15 protein-coding genes are annotated in these 20342 nt (G+C 63.3%); 6 read left to right on the top strand and 9 right to left on the bottom strand.

From position 1 onward, the window contains the following. Positions 1–21: 21 nt before the first annotated feature. The 8 genes from J8C05_RS00135 to tig form a co-directional block, all read right to left on the bottom strand. Positions 22–720 carry an esterase/lipase family protein gene (locus J8C05_RS00135; protein ID WP_211422245.1) on the bottom strand — a complete coding sequence of 233 codons (699 nt, stop codon included), beginning with the start codon at positions 718–720 and terminating at the stop codon, positions 22–24. Between the two features lie 26 nt (positions 721–746). Then, positions 747–2168 (bottom strand): glycogen synthase, encoded by a 1422-nt coding sequence (locus tag J8C05_RS00130; protein WP_211422244.1) that lies wholly within the window; start codon positions 2166–2168, stop codon positions 747–749. A 20-nt stretch (positions 2169–2188) separates the two neighbouring features. Beyond that, the gene (gene rho / locus J8C05_RS00125; protein ID WP_281503754.1) at positions 2189–3523 is read right to left on the bottom strand and encodes a transcription termination factor Rho; all 1335 of its coding nucleotides are present in this window, start codon (positions 3521–3523) and stop codon (positions 2189–2191) included. A 96-nt stretch (positions 3524–3619) separates the two neighbouring features. Continuing rightward, complete coding sequence (gene yihA / locus J8C05_RS00120) at positions 3620–4243, bottom strand: ribosome biogenesis GTP-binding protein YihA/YsxC (protein ID WP_211422243.1); 624 nt, start codon at positions 4241–4243, stop codon at positions 3620–3622. Next, positions 4240–6702: an endopeptidase La gene (gene lon, locus J8C05_RS00115; RefSeq protein ID WP_211422242.1), complete on the bottom strand. Its 2463-nt coding sequence runs from the start codon at positions 6700–6702 to the stop codon at positions 4240–4242. Before lon ends, yihA begins: the two co-directional genes overlap by 4 nt. A gap of 88 nt (positions 6703–6790) precedes the next feature. After that, a complete protein-coding gene (clpX, locus tag J8C05_RS00110; RefSeq protein ID WP_058867843.1) occupies positions 6791–8008 on the bottom strand; it encodes an ATP-dependent Clp protease ATP-binding subunit ClpX in 1218 nt (405 codons plus the stop codon). Positions 8009–8097: 89 nt separating this feature from the next. Further along, positions 8098–8697 (bottom strand): ATP-dependent Clp endopeptidase proteolytic subunit ClpP, encoded by a 600-nt coding sequence (gene clpP / locus J8C05_RS00105; RefSeq protein WP_058867844.1) that lies wholly within the window; start codon positions 8695–8697, stop codon positions 8098–8100. A gap of 98 nt (positions 8698–8795) precedes the next feature. Beyond that, the gene (tig, locus tag J8C05_RS00100; RefSeq protein ID WP_211422241.1) at positions 8796–10199 is read right to left on the bottom strand and encodes a trigger factor; all 1404 of its coding nucleotides are present in this window, start codon (positions 10197–10199) and stop codon (positions 8796–8798) included. Positions 10200–10365: 166 nt separating this feature from the next. Between tig and J8C05_RS00095 the strand changes: the two genes are divergently transcribed. Both J8C05_RS00095 and J8C05_RS00090 read left to right on the top strand, forming a co-directional pair. After that, positions 10366–12183 (top strand): tetratricopeptide repeat protein, encoded by a 1818-nt coding sequence (locus J8C05_RS00095; protein ID WP_211422240.1) that lies wholly within the window; start codon positions 10366–10368, stop codon positions 12181–12183. Continuing rightward, positions 12180–13184: a glycosyltransferase family 2 protein gene (locus tag J8C05_RS00090; RefSeq protein WP_211422239.1), complete on the top strand. Its 1005-nt coding sequence runs from the start codon at positions 12180–12182 to the stop codon at positions 13182–13184. Before J8C05_RS00095 ends, J8C05_RS00090 begins: the two co-directional genes overlap by 4 nt. On the opposite strand, the gene J8C05_RS00085 is transcribed toward J8C05_RS00090, so the two are convergent. Next, positions 13112–14068 carry a GntR family transcriptional regulator gene (locus tag J8C05_RS00085; protein WP_211422238.1) on the bottom strand — a complete coding sequence of 319 codons (957 nt, stop codon included), beginning with the start codon at positions 14066–14068 and terminating at the stop codon, positions 13112–13114. The two genes, J8C05_RS00090 and J8C05_RS00085, sit on opposite strands and share 73 nt — an antisense overlap. Before the next feature lie 183 nt (positions 14069–14251). Between J8C05_RS00085 and trxA the strand changes: the two genes are divergently transcribed. The 4 genes from trxA to J8C05_RS00065 all read left to right on the top strand — a co-directional run bounded on the left by trxA (position 14252) and on the right by J8C05_RS00065 (position 20323). After that, a complete protein-coding gene (gene trxA / locus J8C05_RS00080; RefSeq protein ID WP_058867849.1) occupies positions 14252–14578 on the top strand; it encodes a thioredoxin in 327 nt (108 codons plus the stop codon). Positions 14579–14739: 161 nt separating this feature from the next. Beyond that, positions 14740–17370 carry an alanine--tRNA ligase gene (alaS, locus tag J8C05_RS00075; RefSeq protein ID WP_211422237.1) on the top strand — a complete coding sequence of 877 codons (2631 nt, stop codon included), beginning with the start codon at positions 14740–14742 and terminating at the stop codon, positions 17368–17370. 33 nt (positions 17371–17403) lie between these two features. Next, the gene (gene tldD / locus J8C05_RS00070; protein WP_211422236.1) at positions 17404–18843 is read left to right on the top strand and encodes a metalloprotease TldD; all 1440 of its coding nucleotides are present in this window, start codon (positions 17404–17406) and stop codon (positions 18841–18843) included. Between the two features lie 73 nt (positions 18844–18916). Continuing rightward, positions 18917–20323 carry a D-alanyl-D-alanine carboxypeptidase gene (locus J8C05_RS00065; protein WP_211422235.1) on the top strand — a complete coding sequence of 469 codons (1407 nt, stop codon included), beginning with the start codon at positions 18917–18919 and terminating at the stop codon, positions 20321–20323. Positions 20324–20342 lie beyond the last annotated feature (19 nt).

Below are 20342 nucleotides of genomic sequence, written 5' to 3'. Positions count from 1 at the left end.
GATTTCCCTTGCATGCCGGACTTACTCCAGATGCCGGACCCACCGGGCGAGCACGGCGTCATACCAGTCCGCATCAGCCCGGTTGGGCACGTGCTGGATGCCTTCGCAGATGTAGTTCGTCGCCCCGTCCAACTGTCCGCTTTCGACCGGGACGACGCCATCACCCCACACCGTGCCATCGCCGCACACCAGCCGGTAGCTCTGATAGGCTGCCATCTCGGCCAGCGTACCGGGAAAAGCTCCGCGTATGGCGCGGCCGATGACAGCCACATACTGCACGGTTCCGTAAAACGCACCCGGATAGCAACCGTTGACGAAATCCATGGTGCGGCGCGTCCAGGAAAGCAGGCTGGCGTGCGGACAGCCCAGGGTGATGAGCGTTGCCGTCCGCCGGTGGCCGCGGTAGGCAACGCCATCGTAGTTCTCATCGCCCAGATACAGGCGCGCCACGATGCCGCCGGCGCTGTGGGTGACGAAGTTGAGCCGCCCGGCCGCATGTTCGCGGCAGGCTTTTTCAACCGTGGTGTGCGTCAGTTCCAGAAGGGAGCGGTAACTGCCCGTTACCGAGGCATAGAGCCAACTGGCCTGGGTCAGGGGCACAATGGCGACCGGGACGCGGCAGGTCGTTTCCAATGTCGTGGCCAGCGGCTGGTAGGCCGTCCAGTCCACGAGAAACCCGCCAATGATGACAATGGGATGCCGACACGCCACATGCACCACCCTGGCTTACACACTCACAGGCACACTCACAGGGCGCAGACGTGCTCATAGACGGCACGGTACTTCCACGCCGCCCGGGCCCAGGAAAAATCCGCCCGCAGGCCGTTCTGCTGAAGCATGCGCCACACGTGCGGCTGACGATACAGCAGCAGACCTTCGTAGATTTTTTCCATCAGGCGGTTGGCATGGTAGGCACGAAACTTCAGCCCGTTGCCCGTGCCAGTCACCCGGTCGAAGTCCTGAATGGTGTCATCCAGCCCGCCGGTGGCCCGTACAATCGGCACGGTGCCATACTTGAGGCTGTAAATCTGATTCAGCCCGCAGGGTTCATAGGCTGAGGGCATAAGAAACATATCGCCCCCGGCTTCCATCTGGTGCGCCAGCGGCTCATTCAGCCCAAAGTAAACGGCCACGCGCCGGGGAGCCGTGTCACGCAGGTGTTGAAAGAAGACCTCATAGCGCGGATCGCCCGAACCGAGCAGCAGGAAGTAGGCCCCGCTGTGCAGAATGCGCCAGGCGACATCCCGTACCAGGTCGATCCCTTTCTGGTCGCTCAGCCGGGAGACAATGACAATGGCCGGACGGTCCAGCTCAACCGGCATGCCGAAGCGCGCCAGCAGGTCGGCTTTGCACAGGCGTTTTCCGCCAAGGTCTTCTGGTGTGTAGTTGGCAGCGATGTGTGGGTCAGTAGCCGGATTCCATTCGTCATAATCCACGCCATTGAGGATGCCCACCAGATCGTGCCGCCGCAGCCGGAGCAGACCGTCCATGCGGAAGCCGTACTCTGGTGTCTGGATTTCCTGGGCATACCGCTCGCTGACGGTCGTCAGGGCGTCCGAAGCCAGGATGGCGCCCTTGAGCATGCTTCCGGCGCCACTGAACTCCAGCCCGTCGGGCCCCTGGCGCAAATCGCCGGGCAGGCCAAAGTAGGCCAGGTCGTTCAAATCAAAAAAGCCCTGAAACGCCAGGTTGTGGATGCTGGTGATGGTTGCCGTCCGGGCAAAAAACGGATCGCCACGCAGGGTCGTACGCAGATAGACCGGAATCAGCCCCGTCATCCAGTCGTTGCCGTGGATGACATCCGGCGGCTTGCCAAACCAGCGCGTCAACTCGATGACGGCCCGGCTGAAAAAGGCAAAGCGCCGGGGGTCATCCGGCTCGCCGTACAACTTGCGTCCGCGCTGAAAATACGCTGGAGCGTCAATCAGGAATATCTCCACTCCGTGGCGGCGCTCCCGGAACACATAGGCGGTTTGCACCCCGAAGCCGAAGGGCACCGCCAGCTCGCCGACGTACTCACCGGCCGTGATGAAACCATAGCGTGGCGTCACCACGCGCACGGTCAGCCCCGTCGCGGCCAGGGCCTTGGGCAGGGCGGCGGCCACATCGGCCAGGCCGCCGGTTTTCGAGTGCGGCGCAAGCTCAGAAACAGCAAAGACAATGTCCATGGATGAATGGGTTGCAGGGACTAGGCATTCATCGAAGCCAGAAATTCGGCGTTGGTCTTCGTTCGTTCCAGATGGCTCAGCATCAGCTCCATGGACTCGACGCTCGACAGCGGACTCAACACACGCCGCAGTACGAAAATCCGGTTGAGGTCTTCCTTCGGGATGAGCAGTTCTTCCTTGCGGGTGCCGGACTTATTGATGTCCACGGCCGGGAAGATGCGTTTCTCGATGAGTTTCCGGTCGAGGTGAATTTCCATGTTGCCCGTGCCTTTGAACTCCTCGAAGATCACGTCATCCATCCGGGAGCCGGTGTCAATGAGGGCCGTCGCAATGATGGTCAGGCTGCCGCCTTCTTCGAGATTGCGGGCTGCGCCGAAGAACCGCTTTGGCTTTTGCAGGGCATTGGCATCCACACCGCCGGAGAGAATCTTGCCGGAAGGGGGCACGGTGGCATTGTGCGCCCGGGCCAGGCGCGTGATCGAGTCCAGCAGAATGACGACATCCCGCCCGTGCTCGACGAGCCGCTTGGCCTTTTCAATCACCATGTCCGCCACCTGGACGTGGCGCGTCGGCGGTTCATCAAAGGTCGAACTCACCACTTCGCCCTGGACGCTGCGCTGCATGTCGGTCACTTCTTCGGGCCGCTCGTCAATGAGCAGCACGATGAGCATGACCTCCGGGTGATTGCGCGTGATGGAATTCGCAATGGATTGCAGCAGCATCGTCTTGCCCGTCCGGGGCGGCGCGACGATCAACCCGCGCTGCCCACGGCCAATCGGCGTCACCAGGTCGAGCACGCGCCCGGAGAGATTTTCCGGCGTGCTCTCCATCCGCAGGCGCTTGTTGGGATAGAGCGGCGTCAGGTTGTCAAACTGGACCCGCTCCCGGCGCAGGTCGGGCGGCTCGAAGTTGATGGCTTCGACCTTGATGAGGGCAAAGTACCGCTCGCCTTCCTTGGGCGGCCGGATTTGCCCGGAAATGGTGTCTCCGGTGCGCAGATCGAACTTCCGAATCTGCGACGGCGACACGTAAATGTCGTCCGGGCCGGGCAGATAGTTGTAATCCGGGGCACGCAGGAAGCCGAATCCGTCGGGCAGGCACTCCAGGACGCCTTCCGAGAAAATAAGGCCTGAGCGTTCGGTCTGGGCCTGCAGGATTTTGAACACCAGTTCCTGCTTGCGCAGGCTGCCCGCACCGGGGACTTCCAGTTCCTGGGCAATCCGCACCAGGTCGGACAGCGGCATGTCCCGGAGTGTCGCAATATCGTAAAAGCCGTTCGTGGACGGGGGAGCGTCCCCATTCCCGACGGCGACAGATTCGACCGGTTCCAGCGTTTCTTCCATGGCAAATGTCATGACGGTGAATATGGATTCAAGGCATCCGATACGCGGCCGTATCGGTTTTTGGGATATGGGCTTCGGCGATTGGCTGCGTTCAGACGGGTTCAGCTTTCAGTTTCCGCTTTCAGTTTCAGGCTTCAGGGAGTTGCGGCGGGGCTGCCACGCAGCGATGGCGGCGTGGATGACCTCCCAGACCTGCTCCGCACCGGCGTGGGTCAACGCGGAGTAGGGCACAACGCCCGGACCATAAACGGTGCGCAAAGCCGATAACCTGGACAGCAACTGGGATCGGGAAAGCTTGTCGGCCTTGGTGGCGACGACGCAGAAACGACGCGACATCGCGACCAGCCACTCGTACATCGTCAGGTCCAGCGGTTGGGGTTCGAGGCGGGCATCCACGATGAGCACACACAAGGCCAAGGCGGAGCGGTGGTTCAGGTAGCCCTCAATCATGGGTCGCCAGCGTTCACGGACGGCTTGTGGCACACGCGCATAACCATACCCCGGTAAATCCACGAAGCGCAGTTCGCGGTTGATTTCAAAGAAGTTGATGAGTTGTGTCCGGCCGGGCGTCTGGCTGGTTCGGGCCAGCCCCGGCACCCCCAGCAGCGAGTTGATGAGGCTTGACTTGCCAACGTTCGACCGCCCCAGGAAAGCGACTTCAGGTAAGGTCGGAGGTGGATACTCCGCGGCCGCCGTCGCGCTTTTCAAAAACGTCGCCGCAACGACCTTCATTCGATAGGCACCGATGACAGGTGGTCCGTGACATCCGTGTTCCAGATGGGTGGCAATTCATCCGCCAGGGTCTTGTCCGGCAGGTTTTTGTCATCCACCAGACGGGCGCCCGGCAACTCGACCAGCGCCAACGGCAGCACCTGTTCCATCTGTTCCACGAAGTGGATGTCAAGGGCTTCCCGAACTTCATCCGGGATTTCAGCCATGTCTTTTTCGTTGTCCTTGGGCACGAGCACCGTACGGACGCCAAGGCGCAGTGCCGCCAGCAACTTTTCCTTGAATCCGCCAATCGGCAGAACCTTGCCCCGCAGGGTGATCTCGCCAGTCATGGCCACGTCCTGCCGGACCGGAATCCCCGTGAGCGCCGACACCAGCGCCGTCGCCATGGTGATGCCGGCCGAGGGACCGTCCTTGGGAATGGCGCCTTCCGGTACGTGGATGTGAATATCCTGCCGGCGGTAAAAATCCGGTGCAATGCCCAGTTCCGTCGCGCGCGCCCGCACGTACGTCATCGCCGCCCGCGCTGATTCCTGCATCACATCCCCAAGCTTGCCGGTGAGGATGATCTGGCCGCGCCCCGGCAGCAGGGTGGTTTCCACGAAGAGCACTTCGCCACCGACTTCCGTCCAGGCCAGCCCCGTGGCCATGCCGACTTCGCTGCGCTCCTTCAGGCGGGCGGGCTGATAGCGTATGGGGCCGAGGTACTCCGGCAGGTCGGCCGCCCGGATGGTGGCCCGGTAGTCCGCGCGCTCACCTTCGGGGGTCAGCAGAAGCTTCCGCGCCACCTTACGGCAGATGGCGGCCACGTCCCGCTCCATGTTCCGCATGCCGGCTTCCCGCGTGTAGTTCTGAATGATGGACACCAGCGCATCTTCGGCAAAATCAATCTGGGCTTCCTGCAGGCCGTGCTTTTCGCGCTGTTTTGGAATCAGGTGCCGCCGCGCAATTTCGAGCTTTTCCCGCTCGGTGTAGCCCGACAGACGGATGATTTCCAGGCGGTCGCGGAGTGCCGGTGGAATCGTGTGCAGGACGTTGGCCGTGGCAATGAACATCACCTGCGACAGGTCGTACTCCACGTCCAGATAGTGGTCGCGGAAGGTATCGTTCTGCTCCGGGTCGAGCACTTCCAGCAATGCCGCTGCCGGGTCGCCCCGGTAGTGGTCGGCGGTGAGTTTGTCCACTTCGTCAAGCAGCATCAGCGGGTTGACCGTTCCGGCCTTTTTCATCATCTGGATGATCTGGCCGGGCAGCGAGCCGATGTAGGTGCGCCGGTGGCCGCGAATCTCGGCCTCATCCCGCACGCCGCCCAGACTCAACCGCACGAACTTGCGTCCCGTAGCCCGGGCAATGGATTTGCCCAGACTCGTCTTGCCGACGCCCGGCGGGCCAACGAAGCAGAGAATGGAACCGGGAGGACGATTGACGAGCTGGCGCACGGCAAGGAACTCCAGGATGCGGTCCTTGATTTTCTCCAGCCCGTAGTGGTCAGCATCCAGAATCTGCTGTGCCGCCTGCAAGTCGCGGTTTTCTTCGGAACGCTCGTGCCAGGGCACGCTGATGAGCCATTCCACATAGTTGCGCGACACGGCAGCTTCGGCCGACATCAGCGGCATCTGTTCGAGGCGGCGCAACTCGCTCATGGCTTTTTCATGGGCGTCCGCCGGCAGGTTGGCGGCTTCGACGCGCCGCTTAAGTTCTTCAAACTCCGAACGTTCGTCCTTGCGCCCCAGCTCCTTGTGGATGGCCTTGATTTTTTCGCTGAGGTAAAACTCCCGGTGTGACCGCTCCATCTGCTTTTTGACGCGCCCCTGGATGACGCGGTCCATCTGAAGCTTTTCCAGCTCGATGTCGAAAATATCCACGAGGCGCAGCAGGCGGTCGGACAGGGAGACGGTTTCGAGCAGCTTCTGCTTTTCCTCGACCGAAATTTTCAGGTGGCTCGCCACGCTGTCGGCCAGCCGGGCCGGGTCCTCGATGCGGAGGTCGGCATGCAGGTTTTCCGGGTTGTCCGGACTTTGCCGCACATACTGGTCAATGAGACCCGTGAGCTTGCCGACCAGGGCGGCAATCCGGGGACTCTGTTCCCGGTCGGTCGGGAAGCGTTTGACCATGGACATCCAGCAGCCCTGAACTTCCCCAAAGCGAATCGCCTGCCCGCGCTCAAGACCTTCAAACTGGACCTTGATGTTGCCATCCGCCAGTTGCAGGTGGTGCGTGATGCGCGCCACCGTGCCAACCCGGTGCACCTGCTCCGGCATGGGCTCTTCGAGCGTCGGGTCGTGCTGCGTGACGAGAAAGATCAGGCGGTCGCGCTGGAGGGCGGCATTCAGCGCCAGAACCGACGGCTTGCGCCCAATCTTGAAGCGGATGGTCGTGTGGGGAAAGACCACTACATCACGAACCGGCACCGTCGGAAAACGCGCCACATTGTCGGGCAGACTGTCGTGGAACTCGTCCATGTAAAGCTCTACAGGTTACTCACACAGGAGGCAGGCCAGCCGCTGTGGCAGCGGGGGATCCCTGAAATGGCAAGCCGTCTGCCAACGCTCACGCCGCCTTTTCCGGGAGCGGCAGGTGAACGCGCCGGTCTTCGACCATTTCACGGGTCACGGTAAACTCACGGATGCGCTTCTGGCTTGGCAGGAAGTACATCGCATCCAGCATCAACTCTTCCAGAATCATCCGCAACCCGCGTGCGCCCACCTTGCGCTGATGTGCCATGCGGGCAATGGCGCGCAGGGCTTCATCCGTAAACCGCAACCGGACGTTGTCCCACTCGAATTGCCGCTGGTACTGCTTGATGATGGCGTTCTTGGGCTTGGTCAGAATGTCAATGAGGGCTTCTTCATCGAGTTCGTGGAGCGTGCCGATGACGGGCAGGCGTCCGACAAACTCCGGGATGAGGCCATACTTGATGAGGTCTTCCGGCTGTACCTGACTGTAGGTGCCTTCCGTTTTCGAGGCCGGACGCCGGTCAATCTGGGCATTGAAACCGAGGGCTTTCTTCCCGACGCGCCGCTCGATGATGCGTTCGAGTCCGCAGAAGGCCCCACCGCAGATGAACAGCATGTTGGTGGTGTCCACCGGGTAGAATTCTTGGTGCGGGTGCTTGCGTCCGCCCTGCGGCGGCACGCTGGCAATCGTTCCTTCCAGAATCTTGAGCAGCGCCTGCTGGACCCCCTCGCCGGAGACATCCCGGGTAATCGAGGGGTTGTCGTCCTTGCGGCATATCTTGTCAATTTCGTCAATGTAGATGATGCCCTGCTGCGCCCGCTCAATGTCACCATTTGCCGCCTGGAGCAGCTTGAGGATGATGTTTTCCACGTCCTCGCCGACGTAGCCGGCTTCGGTCAGCGTCGTGGCATCCACGATGGCAAAGGGAACGTTCAGGATGCGCGCCAGCGTTTGCGCCAGAAGCGTCTTGCCGGTGCCCGTCGGGCCGATGAGCAGGATGTTGCTCTTGGAAATTTCCACGTCCCCGGCCGTGCGGTTGCGCAGCATGTCGATCCGCTTGTAGTGCTGATAGACGGCGACGGCGAGCTTTTTCTTGGTTTCATCCTGCCCGATCACGTAGTCATCGAGGAACGCCTTGACCTCGATGGGGCGGGGCAGGTAGGGACGCTGCGTAACCGCTTCCTGGCGCGCATCGTCGTTGATGATTTCATTACAGATGTCAATACACTCATTGCAGATATAGACGGTCGGGCCGGCAATGAGTTTTTTGACCTCGTTTTGGCTCTTCCCACAGAAAGAGCAGCGTAGCATGTCGTCTCGTCCTCTCACGGGTGGCTCCACGGCGCATCAGTAGCGGGTTGGCTTGCGGTCAGCAAGCGGTTTTCAGCAAACCCGGCTACTCAGGTGCGAGATGTCAGTACCTGATCCACGATACCGTATTCCATAGCCTGTGTCGCCGACATGATGCGGTCGCGTTCGACATCGGCCTCGATGACCTCAAAGGGTTTGCCGGTGTGCTTGGCCAGGATGTTGGAAGTCAGCTCACGGATACGTTTGATTTCTTCAGCCTGGATAAGGATGTCTGTCGCCTGCCCCTGGGCACCGCCGGAGGGCTGGTGAATCAGAATGCGCGAGTGGGGAAGGGCGTACCGTTTGCCCTTTGTCCCGGCAGCCAGCAGCAGCGCCCCCATCGAGGCACACTGCCCGATGCAGAAGGTCACAATGTCGGGCTTGACGAACTGCATCGTATCGTAGATGGCCATCCCGGCCGTGACGGAACCACCGGGGCTGTTGATGTAAATCGAGATGTCCCGTTCGGGGTCTTCAGATTCCAGAAACAGGAGCTGCGCCACGACGAGGCTGGCAATGGTGTCGTCAATGGGCGTGCCGATGAAAATGATGTTGTCTTTGAGCAGGCGCGAGTAGATGTCGTAAGCGCGTTCGCCGCGACTGGTCTGCTCGATGACCATGGGAACAAGGGCCGCTGTCGGATGAATCATGGCAGTGCAACCGTACCTTGAGGGCTGTTGGCCTTGAGGGCCGTTGGGATGTGCGCCACGCGCTACCTGCACGTGGGCGCAGATGCCTGGTCTTGGTTCTATTGGTTTTCGGACAGGAATGAAACCGTTTCTTCCGGCGCTGGGGCATCGGCTGGCAAAACGGTCTGCGTCTCGACCCGCGCAGCACTGCGCACGATGACCAAAGCTTTTCGGTTTCGCAGCGTAGCCCGGACATTATCGAGCTGGTCTTCCCTTGTCAAGCGGGCGCGCAGGGCTTCCGGCGCCACGCCCATCTGCGCCGCCATCTCAGACAGATACTCAGCCACCTCGGCTTCCGTCACCTGCACGTCGGCTTCGCGGGCCACCTGCTCCAGAACGATTGCCCGTTTGACCTCGGTTTCCGCACCGGGACGCAGGGCTTCGCCCATTTTCTGGAAATCGTAGTTGACCTTGCGGGGGTCAATGCCCTGCTGCTGGAGGCGTTCGACGAACTCGCCCAGCCGCCGGTTGACCTGCTGTGTCACGAGGGATTCCGGGGCTTCCACCCCCGTCCGCGCCACAAGCTGATCGAGCAACTGGGTGTCCAGGGCATCCAGGGCGCGTCGCTCCACGTCGGCTTCCAGATCGGACTGAATCCGCGTCCGCAGCGCGGCCAGGTCCATCCCGGCGACCTGCCGGGCCAGCGCATCGTCCAGCGGAGGCCGTGTTTTCTGAACCAGCCTTTCGACCGTGAGGTGAAACTGGACGCGCCTGCCGGCGAGGTCCCCAACGCCCTCCGCCGCCGGAGCCGCTTCGGCCGTACTTCCCGGGGCGGCCGGCGGATACTGAATCTCCACGACGACCTGTTCCCCAACCGTCTTTCCGCGCAGCGCCTCGTCAAACTCCCGCCGGGTGGTCTTGCCGCCGACTTCCAGCGTTTCGCGCCGCAGCGTGATGTCCGGCGCGCGGCCTTCCGGCGGAGACGAAGCCCCGTCTTCAAGGATGTACCCCGCGAGCGCCACCGTCACCAGATCGCCCGGCTGGGAGGGACGCCCATCCTCCACCGGCGTGACCGTCGCCAGGGAGTCCCGAAGCTGCTCCAGCACACGCTCCACATCGGCTTCCGTCACCGGGACGACCTGCTTCGTGCCTTCCAGCCCCTCCAGCGGGCCAACCGTGAACTCCGGGAACACGTCCACGGCAATCTTGAGCACGAAGGGCAACTGATCGGTAAGGCGGATGTCCTGGATGGTCGGCTCGCCAAGCACCTGCAACTGTGAGGCGCGGATGGCTTCCTGGATGGCCTCCGAGCCAAGCTGGGCCAGCACGCGCTCGTGGATGTCGGCCTGAAAACGCTGACGTACCAGCGACACCGGGGCCTTGCCCGGACGAAAACCCGGAATGCGCGCCTGGCGGGCAAACTCGTTGGAGAAGCGATTAAAGCTGCGCGTGACACGCTCGGCCGGAAGCTCGATGGTGAGTTCCTTTCTGACCGATGACAGGTGATTGACTTCGAATTTCAAGCGATGTCCTCAGATACGATGCAGGCAGGTGCCGCGCCGGTGACGTTTACGGTAAGGTCTCTGGCCACAGGCGACGGGTAGGTAAGCGCGTAGTATAGTCGCGCCAACGCACACGACGCAATCCACCCCGGCCGAACCGGCAGGCGCACTCTCCGGGAACAGCTCCATGCAGCGGCGCGAATCGTGGCTTCCGGCATCCATGACCAGCCATCAGCTCGGGTGGCTGCTGGGGATACTGCTGTCCGTCACCCTGCTGTATGCCCCGACGGTCAACTACGAACGGGTTTTTGACGACCACCTGCAAATCGAGGAAAACCTCCACATCCGCTCGTGGGCCTACATTGGCCGCGCCTTCACCGACCACGTCTGGAGCGGGCAGCCCGGCTATGCGCTCACGAACTCGTACCGGCCGCTGTACCTGGTCTGGATGACGGCCAACTACGCGCTTTTCGGCGAGGACCCACGGGGCTGGCATACGACTTCCCTGCTGCTGTATCTGGCCGCCATCGGCGGAGTGTGGTGGGCCGCCGGATTCCTGCTGGGCAACGGGCCCGGACGTGTCCTGGCGACCGCCATCTTTGCCCTGCACCCGACGCACGTCGAATCCGTGGCCTGGATTGCTTCCTTTCCCGACGCCATGCTGATGGTGTTTTTCACGCTGGCACTCGGCCTTCACCTTCAGGCCGCGGGCTGGCATCCCCACCATGGGTTTGGCCGCGCCGAAGACCCATCACTTCCGGCCACGTGGCACCGGGGCTGGCCTTGGGGACTGACCAGCGGGCGCAACTGGCTGGCGGCCGGCGCGCTGGCCGCCGCCCTGCTCACCAAAGAGTTTGCCGTGTTCTGGTGGCCGATGGTCTTCCTGCTGCATCTGGCCCGGCGGACCGGAAACTGGCGGATGCGCTTCAGTGCGGCGCTGCATGCCCTCTGGCCGCAGACCTTCGCCCTTGCCGGATACTTCCTGGCCCGCCGGCTGGCGCTGCCGGGGGTGTTTGAAGGGACGCCCTACCTCCCGTGGCTGACGGTGGCCATGACGGCTCCGCTCGTGCTGTGGACGTACGTGCAGTTGCTCGTGTGGCCCGTCGGCTTGCGGCTTGAGTACGAACTCGCGTACGTGACCAGCCCGACCGACCCTCTGTTCTGGTTGCCGCTGGCGGGTTTGCTGGGGGTGGGCATCGGCGCGGCGTGGGCGCTGCGCCGCTCTCCGCTGGCGCTGACGCTGCTGGTCTGGATTGGGCTGCCCCTGTTGCCGACGCTCAACCTGCGCCACTTTCGCCCCCAGGAATTTCTCCACGACCGCTATCTTTTTCTCCCGACACTGGGGTTTGCCCTGCTGCTCGGTTGGTGCTTCATGGTGTGGCTGGAGCGCCTCACCAGCCCGCAAGCCAGGGCCCTGGCAAGCCTCCTGCCCATGTCCGGTGTGCTGATAGGGTACGGTTGGCTGACGGCGCAGTACGTCCCCTATTGGCAGAACGACCTCGTGCTCTACCGCCGGATTCTTCACTTTCACCCGGATAACGTCTTTGCCCTGGGCAATCTGTCGGATGCCCTGCGGGCCCGGGGACGCCTGAACGACGGCATTGCCTGCCTGGAACGCGCCTACGCCCTGGCCCCGCACGAAGGCCGGCTGGCGCGCGCCCTGGGCAATGCCTACTGCCAGGCCGGACAGTTTGAACGCGCCATCACGACGCTTGAACCATGGCTGAAAGGCGACGAAACCACCCTCGACCAGAGCCTTGCCTGTTACGACTACGGTTACGCGCTGCTGGCGACCGGCCGCCCGCGTGAAGCGCGGCCCTATCTGGAGCGCGCGGCCACGCTGGCGCCGGATGACGCCCAACTCTGGTTCATTCTGGCGGAGGCGCGGCGCGCCCTGCGCCTTTGCCCGGAAGCGGCGGCCGCCTATGCCGCGGCCCGGCAACGGGCTCCCGACCGGGCGGACATCGCCCAACGGCAGGCCGAACTCACCCAGGACTGCCCATGAACTACCAGACGCCCGACCGCCTGCTTTCCATCGTCGCGCCCTGCTTCAACGAAGCCGAGGGGCTGGAAGCCTTTCACACAGCACTCACAACGGCTGTGGCATCACTTCCCTATGATGTGGAAATCATCTACGTGGACGATGGCTCAACCGATGCCACGCCACAGGTGCTGGCCCGTCTGCGCGCCCGTGATGCGCGGGTCAGGACGCTGACCTTTTCCCGCAACTTCGGGCACCAGGCAGCCCTGTTGGCCGGACTGGATGCCGCCCGGGGGGCGGCCGTCATCACGCTCGACAGCGACCTGCAGCATCCGCCGGAACTCATCCCGGAACTCGTCCGGGCGTGGGAACAGGGGGCTGACATCGTGTACACCGTCCGCCGCGAAACCGCCGACGCCAGCTTCGGCAAGCGGCTCACGAGCCGGCTGTTTTACCGGCTGCTCAACTGGGGATCGGGAACGCCGATCATCCCCGGTGCAGCCGACTTCCGGCTGATGAGCCGCCTGGCCGTGAACAGCTTCTGCGCCATGCGTGAAACCCACCGCTTCAACCGTGGTCTCGTAAGCTGGTTGGGATTTCGCACGGCAGCCGTTCCGTTTGACGCACCGGCCCGTTTCGCCGGCGAAAGCAAGTATTCCCTGACCCGCATGCTGCGCTTTGCCGTTCACGGGCTGGTTTCCTTTTCCGTCTGGCCGCTGCGGATGGCGACGCTGCTGGGCTTTGGCATGGCCGCCTTCGCGGCGCTCTACATTGTCTATGCCCTGTATGTGTTCTTTGTCCTGCGCTGGACGGTCCCCGGCTGGACCTCGACGCTCGTCACCGTGCTGCTCATCGGCGGCGTCCAGTTGATCAGCCTGGGGCTCGTCGGCGAGTACGTCGGGAAAATCTACGAGGAAGTCAAGCGCCGTCCGCTGTATGTCGTCCGTGAGCGTCAGGGGTTTGAAGGCGACGTGGGCGAAGGGGGACGGGCAACCGCGCCGTCCGCCGGGAAGCACTCCGTGTAAACCCGCAGCTCCTCAAGGGTTTCGTCGGCCAGAACCGTCCAGGTGCGGAGGTTGGGCGCGGGTGGTATCCGCTGCGCGGTCAGGGTGTCGGCAATGACCAGGGCGCTTCCGGCCAGGCGCGTCTCCCAGCCGGACTCACGGGTATCCTGGAAGTGGCAGGCCAGCAGATCACCTCCGGCCGCCGCGCACATGGTCCGCGCCAGACGCAGAAAATCGGGCCAGCCGGAAGCCACCGTCACCAGATTTTCCGGCCGGCGGAGAATGTCGAGCGGGACTTCCCGCCACACGGCCCGGGTGCGCAGCCAGAGACAGGCGACGCCGGGCGGGAGTCGGTTCGCCAACTCGCCGGCCCAGGTGTAGAGCGCCACCGGCACGGCCTGCCGGCAGGCTTCCAGCACCAGACCACTCTCGAAATCCCGGCCGCGTACCGGACATGACACGACCTGCTGAATCTCGTGCATGAGAATCCGGCGCAGCTCCGGGTCAGGTTCGAGCACGAGAATGTGGTCCGGCGGCGCGGTGGCGAGCCACGCGGCAAGGCGCGACCGGATTGCCGCCAGTGAATGGCCGGACCGGCGCGCCTGATCGAGAAAGGCGAGAAACAGTTGGTCAAGGCCGGACGCGCCGCCGCCGGCCAGGTTCCCCACCAGCGAACGGACATACACGCCGCTCCCGTGCCGCTGTTCGACCCAGCCACGGCGCGCCAGTTCCTGAAAGACAGCGCTGATGGTGTTGGGATGCAGTCCCAGGCGGCGCGCCAACTCGCGGGTGCTGGGAAGCTTTTCGCCGGGTTTGAGTTCCTGGCTGGCAATGGCAAAGACGAACTGCGTCACCAACTGTTCACGTGGTGACACCTCGCTGTGTTTGGCAACCCACAGGCGCATAGGTTTTTCCAGCCGGATTTGGCAGTATTCAGTCGGGTGGTTCCGCCGGAAGCCGCCCGCCGCCGGAAGCATTCGCTATTGGCGCAAGGCGAAAGGCGTGTGCTAGTAATCACCTGTCAGTTCGTTCCCGGTGTTTCAGACGATACAAAGAAACGGTGAACTCAAGCTTTTGGAGGAACTATCATGGGCGGTAACGTCATTGAAATCACGGACAGCAACTTCGAGCGCGAAGTGTTGCAGTCGGATCGTCCGGTGCTTGTGGATTTTTGGGCAGCCTGGTGTGCGCCCTGCCGGATGCTGGCCCCAACGGTCGAAGCCCTCGCCAACGACTACGCCGGACGGGTGCGGATTGGGAAACTCAACGTGGATGAAAACAACCAGACCTCGTCGCGCTTCGGCATTCGCGGCATCCCGACGCTGATCGTGTTCAAGAACGGCCAGGAACAGGAACGGCTCACCGGTGCGCATCCGAAGGATACCATCGCCCGCATGCTCGAAAAGCACCTGTGAGCAGGCTGGCAGCCGGCGACCAGCCCGGCTTGACTGCACGTAGCCGTCGGCGTTTTCAGGGTGCGCCCCACCCGGCCGAAAACGACCCGACGGCGTTTTCCTCTGCCAAGTGAAACACGGATTTCAGAGCTGTCTGTGCCTGCCCCGTCAGGAGTGACCCGATGCTGACCGGACACGACATCCGCCATCGCTTTCTCGACTACTTTGCCCGGCACGGCCACCGGATTGTGAAAAGTTCGCCCGTGCTGCCGCCGGATGACACCCTGCTGTTCACCAACGCCGGGATGAACCAGTTCAAGGATGTCTTCACGGGCCGGGAGACCCGCGACTACACCCGCGCAGCTTCATCCCAGAAGTGCATCCGCGCCGGCGGCAAGCACAACGACCTGGATGAAGTCGGCAAAACGGCCCGGCATCACACGTTTTTTGAAATGCTGGGCAATTTTTCCTTTGGCGACTACTTCAAGGAAGAGGCCATTGCCTTCGCCTGGGAGCTGCTCCTGCGGGAGTTTAAGCTGCCGCTGGAACGGCTCTGGTTCACGGTTTACGAGGACGATGACGAAGCCTTTGCGCTGTGGAAGAAGGTCGGCGCGCCCGCCGACCGCATCCTGCGCTTTGGCAAAAAGGAAAACTTCTGGCAGATGGGCGAAACCGGCCCCTGCGGGCCCTGCTCGGAAATCCACTATTTTCTGGGCGATGACCCGGCTGACAACCGGCCGGAGTACGTCAACGGCCCCGGCGATACCACCGTCGAAATCTGGAATCTGGTCTTCATGCAGTTCGAGCGTTTCGCCGACGGCACGCTGAAACCGCTGCCCAAGCCCTCCGTGGACACCGGCGCCGGTCTGGAACGCCTGGCCTCGGTTCTGCAGGGCAAGAAGACCAACTACGACACCGACCTCATCCTGCCCATCATCGAACAGATTGCCGCCCGCGCCGGCAGGGACTACCACTACGACAGCCCGGACGGCATTTCGATGCGGGTCATCGCCGACCACGCCCGCGCCACGGCGTTCTCCATTGCCGACGGCATTTATCCCGGCAACACGGGACGCAACTACGTGCTGCGCAAAATCATGCGCCGCGCCATCTGGCACGGGCGGCGGCTGGGGATTGACAACCTGTTCCTGCACGACATCACGGCATTTGTGGTCGCGCACATGGCCACGGCCTTTCCCGAACTCCAGACCCAGGCCGAAGTCATTGCCCGCGTCGTCACCACGGAAGAAAAGCTGTTTTCGACGACGCTGGCCGCCGGCCGCAAGCGGCTCGATGAAGCGTTCCGGCGCGCCGAACAGGGCGTGGTCTCCGGCGCGGATGCCTTCGATCTCTATCAGACCTACGGTCTGCCCCTTGACCTGATTGCCTACATTGCCGAGCAACGCGGGCTGCGGGTGGATGAAGCCGGCTTTGAAGCGGCACTGGCGGAAGAGCGCATTCGGGCGCGTGAAAGCTGGAAAGGCGGTGCGGCCAAAGCCGTGGCTCCGGCCTACCAGGCCGCACTCGACGGCCGGCCAACCGTTTTTCGCGGGTATGACCATCTCTCCCTGCCTGACCTGCGCGTACGGGCCGTTATCCGGCAGGGCGAGCTGGTCGAAGTCCTCCGGGCTGGCGAAACCGGCGAAGTCGTGCTCGATGAAACGCCGTTTTATGCCGAGTCCGGCGGCCAGGTCGGCGACACGGGACTGCTCGAAAATGAAGCCGCCACGCTGCGGGTGACGGATACCGTCGCGCCGGTGACAGGTCTCACCGTGCATCGCGTGGAGGTCCTGCGCGGTGAAGTGCGCGCCAATGACCAGGTGACGGCCACCGTGGATGCTGACCGCCGCCGGCGCACGATGCTCAACCACTCGGCCACCCACCTGCTGCACGCGGCGCTGCGCGAAGTGCTCGGCGCGCACGTCAAGCAGGCCGGAAGTGAAGTCGCGCCGGACAAACTGCGCTTTGACTTTACCCACTACGCGGCCCTGTCGGCTGACGAAATTGCCGAGATAGAACGGCTCGTCAATGCCCAGATTCGGCGCAATGCGTCCCTTGCCAAGCGGGAAATGACGCTCGACACCGCCGTTGCCGCCGGCGCGGTAGCCCTGTTCGGTGAAAAGTACGGCGATGTCGTGCGGGTCGTCGAAGTGCCCGGCTTTTCCATGGAACTGTGCGGAGGCACGCACGTTGCCGCCACCGGCGACATCGGGCTTTTCAAAATCATCAGTGAAAGCTCGATTGCCGCCGGCGTCCGGCGCATCGTGGCCGTGACCGGCGAGGCGGCCTTTGAGCGTTTTCAGGCCGATGAAGCCATTCTCTCCAGCCTCACGTCCACGTTCCGCCTCGGCGACACCGGCGACATTCCGGCCCAAGTCGAGAAACTCCAGACCAGCCTCCGCCAGGCCGAGCGTGAAATCGAAGACCTGCGGCTCAAGCTTGCCCGGCAGCGGGCCGAAGCCGCTCTGGACGAGACGCGGACGATAGGCGATGTGCGCGTGCTGGCGCTTGAAGCCGCCGATCTGGACAAATCCGGCGTCCGTCAGTTGGCGGAACACCTCGTGGGCCGGCTGGGGCCGGCCGTGGTCGTCATTGGCATTCGCAGTGGGGAAAAGGTTTCGCTCGCCGTACGGGTGGCTGATGCGCTCACCAACCGCCTCAAGGCCGGTCACATCGTGCGTGAACTGGCGGCCATTGTCGGCGGCGGCGGCGGCGGTCGCGCCGACTACGCCGAAGCCGGCGGAAAAGACGCCGCCAGGCTTCCTGAAGCCCTCCAGGCGACGCCGGCCATCGTTGAACGTTTCCTTGGCTGAGGTCCCAACTTCTGTAACCCGGAGCCGTCCTGCATGACCACGGATGCCATTGCCTTCTTCCTTAATCGCTATGGGCTGACCACCGGCGACCTCGATGCCCTGCTCGGCGAAGCTCTCGCCGCCGGTGGGGACTACGCCGACCTGTATTTCGAGTATTGCCGCACCAACGCCCTGAACCTGGAAGAGCGCCTCATCAAGACGGCCAACCGGTCGGTGGCCCAGGGGGTCGGCGTGCGCGTCATTGCCGGAGAAAAGACCGGCTATGCCTACACCGACGACATTTCACCAGCCAGCATCCGGCAGGCGGCGCGCACGGCGGCCTGCATTGCCCAGGCGGCCCAGGCCGTTGGCCCCGTGGCCGTAACGCCGCAAACCAACGCCCATGACCTCTATCCCCAGGCGGATGCCGGCGACGATCTCCCGATAGAACGCAAAATCGAGCTGCTCAAAGCCATAGACGAACGGTGCTACGCCGCCGACCGGCGTATTCAGAAGGTGCAGGCCAGTCTGGCCGACGAGTGGAAAGTCGTCATGGTGGCCACCAGCGAGGGCGTTCTGGCCGGCGACATCCAGCCATTGGCGCGGGTTGGCGTCGTGTGCATCGCCGACCAGGATGGCGAACTCCGGGCCGGACGGGCCGGCGGCGGCGGACGGCGCGGCTTCGGGATGTTCACCGGGGGGGAACTGGCCCCGGAGGCGCTGGCGCGCGAGGCCGTCCGGCTGGCCGTGTTGCAGTTCGACGCCGTGGAAGCGCCCGCCGGCCCCATGGAAGTCGTCCTGGGGCATGGCTGGCCCGGCATCCTGCTCCACGAAGCCATCGGGCACGGGCTGGAAGCCGATTTCAACCGCAAGAAAACCTCCGCCTTTTCCGACCTGCTCGGACAGCGGGTGGCCAGTGACGCCTGTACCATTGTGGATGACGGAACGCTTCCCGGCCGGCGCGGCTCGCTCAATATGGATGACGAAGGGCACCCCACTTCCTGTACCGTGCTCATTGAAAAGGGCATCCTGCGCGGCTACATCAACGACTATCTGAACGCCCGGCTGCTCGGCGTGCCGCGCACCGGCAATGGGCGGCGGGAAAGCTACCGGCACATCCCCATGCCACGGATGACAAATACCTACATGCTGGCCGGAACGGAAACGCCCGAAGACATCATCCGCAGCGTCAGGCGCGGCCTCTACGCCGTACAGTTTGGCGGCGGCCAGGTGGACATCACCAGCGGCAAGTTCGTTTTCTCGGCCAGTGAAGCGTACCTCATCGAGGATGGCCGCATCACAGCGCCGGTCAAGGATGCCACGCTCATCGGGCACGGCCCCGACGCCCTGACGAAAGTCACGGCTGTTGGCTGTGACATGGAACTCGATCTCGGCGTCGGCACCTGTGGCAAGGACGGGCAGAGCGTACCGGTCGGCGTTGGCCTGCCGACCATCAAAATTTCGGAGATGACAGTCGGCGGCACACAGCGGTAGTATCATTCCCTCTGTGCCAGGGTCAGCCAGGACATCACCACCTAACCAACGCATCGAGAGGAAGCCTTCGACCATGAAGCACCTGGTTCGGATGTCGCTCGCTCTGTGGAGCGCCTGCTGTTTGTTGACTCTTCCCCTCATGGCGCAACAGCGTCTGCGCGTCGTCACGAACGACGACTTTCGCCGGTCCCCGGCGGCGCGGGCGGCGCACAGTGAAGTCCACGGCAGCCCCAGTGGGCCGGCCGCTCCCCTTGAGGAAGTCCAGCCACCGCCAGTTCCCCTCACGCTGCCTGACCTCGTCACCGCCCGCCTGCTGAGCCATTCCCGTTCGGTACAACCGCACGGCATCTACTTCGAGGCGCTGGATGGCACACCGGTTCTGAGCCTGAACGAGGGGCTGATGTACAACCCGGCGTCGGTCACGAAGGTCATGACCTCGATGGCGGCGCTTGAGTCCCTGGGAGTCAACTATCGCTATCCGACCCGCATCAGCTACACCGGCGCGATAGACTGGTCCACCGGGACGCTCATGGGCGACCTGGTGTTCAGCGGCGAACAGGACCCGTCCTTCGTGACGGAAAGCCTGTTTCTCATCGGCGAGAAGCTTTACGAGATGGGTATTCGCAACATCCAGGGCAACCTTCGGATTGGGTCCGGCATGCTGCTCAATCTGCGCTCACAGCCGGCGGTTATTGGGAGTGAAATTCTCACCACCCTTGACCGGAGCCGCTGGACGCCCAAAACCGAAGCGGTCTGGAACGCGGTGCGTGGCGTCAAGGCGTTCGGTCAGATGCCGGTCTATCACGGCATTACAATCTCGCCCGGCACGGCCATTGCCGATGACCACACGACGCCCCGTTACCCCTTGCTGGAGTACCGCTCGTCACCGCTTCTGAAGATTCTCAAATCCATCAACGCCTACAGTCACAACGAAATGACCCACATCGTCGGCGCGCGGGTGGGCGGCGCAGCCGGCGTGCGGCAGTACCTTATCGAAAAGGTCAAGCTGCCGCCCCAGGAAGTCTATCTGCAAACGACCTCCGGCCTTGGGCAAAACGCCATCACGCCCCGCGCGACGGTCAGGCTCATGCGCTATGCCGTCAACTGGCTCGAAAGGCGGAACATCTCCCTGGGCGAACTGCTGCCGATAGCCGGGATTGACAACGGCACCCTGCAACGCCGCTTCACCAACCCGGACCTGATGGGCACCGTCATCGGCAAAACCGGGACGCTGTCTTCCACGAGCGCGCTGGCCGGCATTCTGTACACCCAGAAGCGGGGGCTTCTGTTCTTTGCCATTCTGGAGCGCGGCTCCCCGCACAGCCTGCGGCCGCTTCAGGAAGAAATCATCTCGATGGTAGCCGCCGACAGCGGCGGCGCGCTGCCGCTGGCTCTGGGGTCGGAGATGTCCCCCTCACTCTGTGAAGAGGCCGAAGTCATGGAGCGCGCGGCGGCGCGCACGGCCGGCACCAGCCGGTAAGCCAGTACCCTGGAGACTG

It is taken from the genome of Chloracidobacterium sp. N (assembly GCF_018304765.1).
Lineage (GTDB): Bacteria > Acidobacteriota > Blastocatellia > Chloracidobacteriales > Chloracidobacteriaceae > Chloracidobacterium > Chloracidobacterium aggregatum.
This window is presented reverse-complemented; position numbering and strand designations above follow the sequence as displayed.

What these genes read in the sequence shown, in the direction of transcription:
- J8C05_RS00130 (WP_211422244.1), bottom strand. Translation starts at nt 2,168, where the DNA reads ATGGACATTGTCTTTGCTGTTTCTGAGCTTGCGCCGCACTCGAAAACC.
- rho (WP_281503754.1), bottom strand. Translation starts at nt 3,523, where the DNA reads ATGACATTTGCCATGGAAGAAACGCTGGAACCGGTCGAATCTGTCGCC.
- yihA (WP_211422243.1), bottom strand. Translation starts at nt 4,243, where the DNA reads ATGAAGGTCGTTGCGGCGACGTTTTTGAAAAGCGCGACGGCGGCCGCG.
- lon (WP_211422242.1), bottom strand. Translation starts at nt 6,702, where the DNA reads ATGGACGAGTTCCACGACAGTCTGCCCGACAATGTGGCGCGTTTTCCG.
- clpX (WP_058867843.1), bottom strand. Translation starts at nt 8,008, where the DNA reads ATGCTACGCTGCTCTTTCTGTGGGAAGAGCCAAAACGAGGTCAAAAAA.
- clpP (WP_058867844.1), bottom strand. Translation starts at nt 8,697, where the DNA reads ATGATTCATCCGACAGCGGCCCTTGTTCCCATGGTCATCGAGCAGACC.
- J8C05_RS00095 (WP_211422240.1), top strand. Translation starts at nt 10,366, where the DNA reads ATGCAGCGGCGCGAATCGTGGCTTCCGGCATCCATGACCAGCCATCAG.
- J8C05_RS00090 (WP_211422239.1), top strand. Translation starts at nt 12,180, where the DNA reads ATGAACTACCAGACGCCCGACCGCCTGCTTTCCATCGTCGCGCCCTGC.
- J8C05_RS00085 (WP_211422238.1), bottom strand. Translation starts at nt 14,068, where the DNA reads ATGCGCCTGTGGGTTGCCAAACACAGCGAGGTGTCACCACGTGAACAG.
- trxA (WP_058867849.1), top strand. Translation starts at nt 14,252, where the DNA reads ATGGGCGGTAACGTCATTGAAATCACGGACAGCAACTTCGAGCGCGAA.
- alaS (WP_211422237.1), top strand. Translation starts at nt 14,740, where the DNA reads ATGCTGACCGGACACGACATCCGCCATCGCTTTCTCGACTACTTTGCC.
- tldD (WP_211422236.1), top strand. Translation starts at nt 17,404, where the DNA reads ATGACCACGGATGCCATTGCCTTCTTCCTTAATCGCTATGGGCTGACC.
- J8C05_RS00065 (WP_211422235.1), top strand. Translation starts at nt 18,917, where the DNA reads ATGAAGCACCTGGTTCGGATGTCGCTCGCTCTGTGGAGCGCCTGCTGT.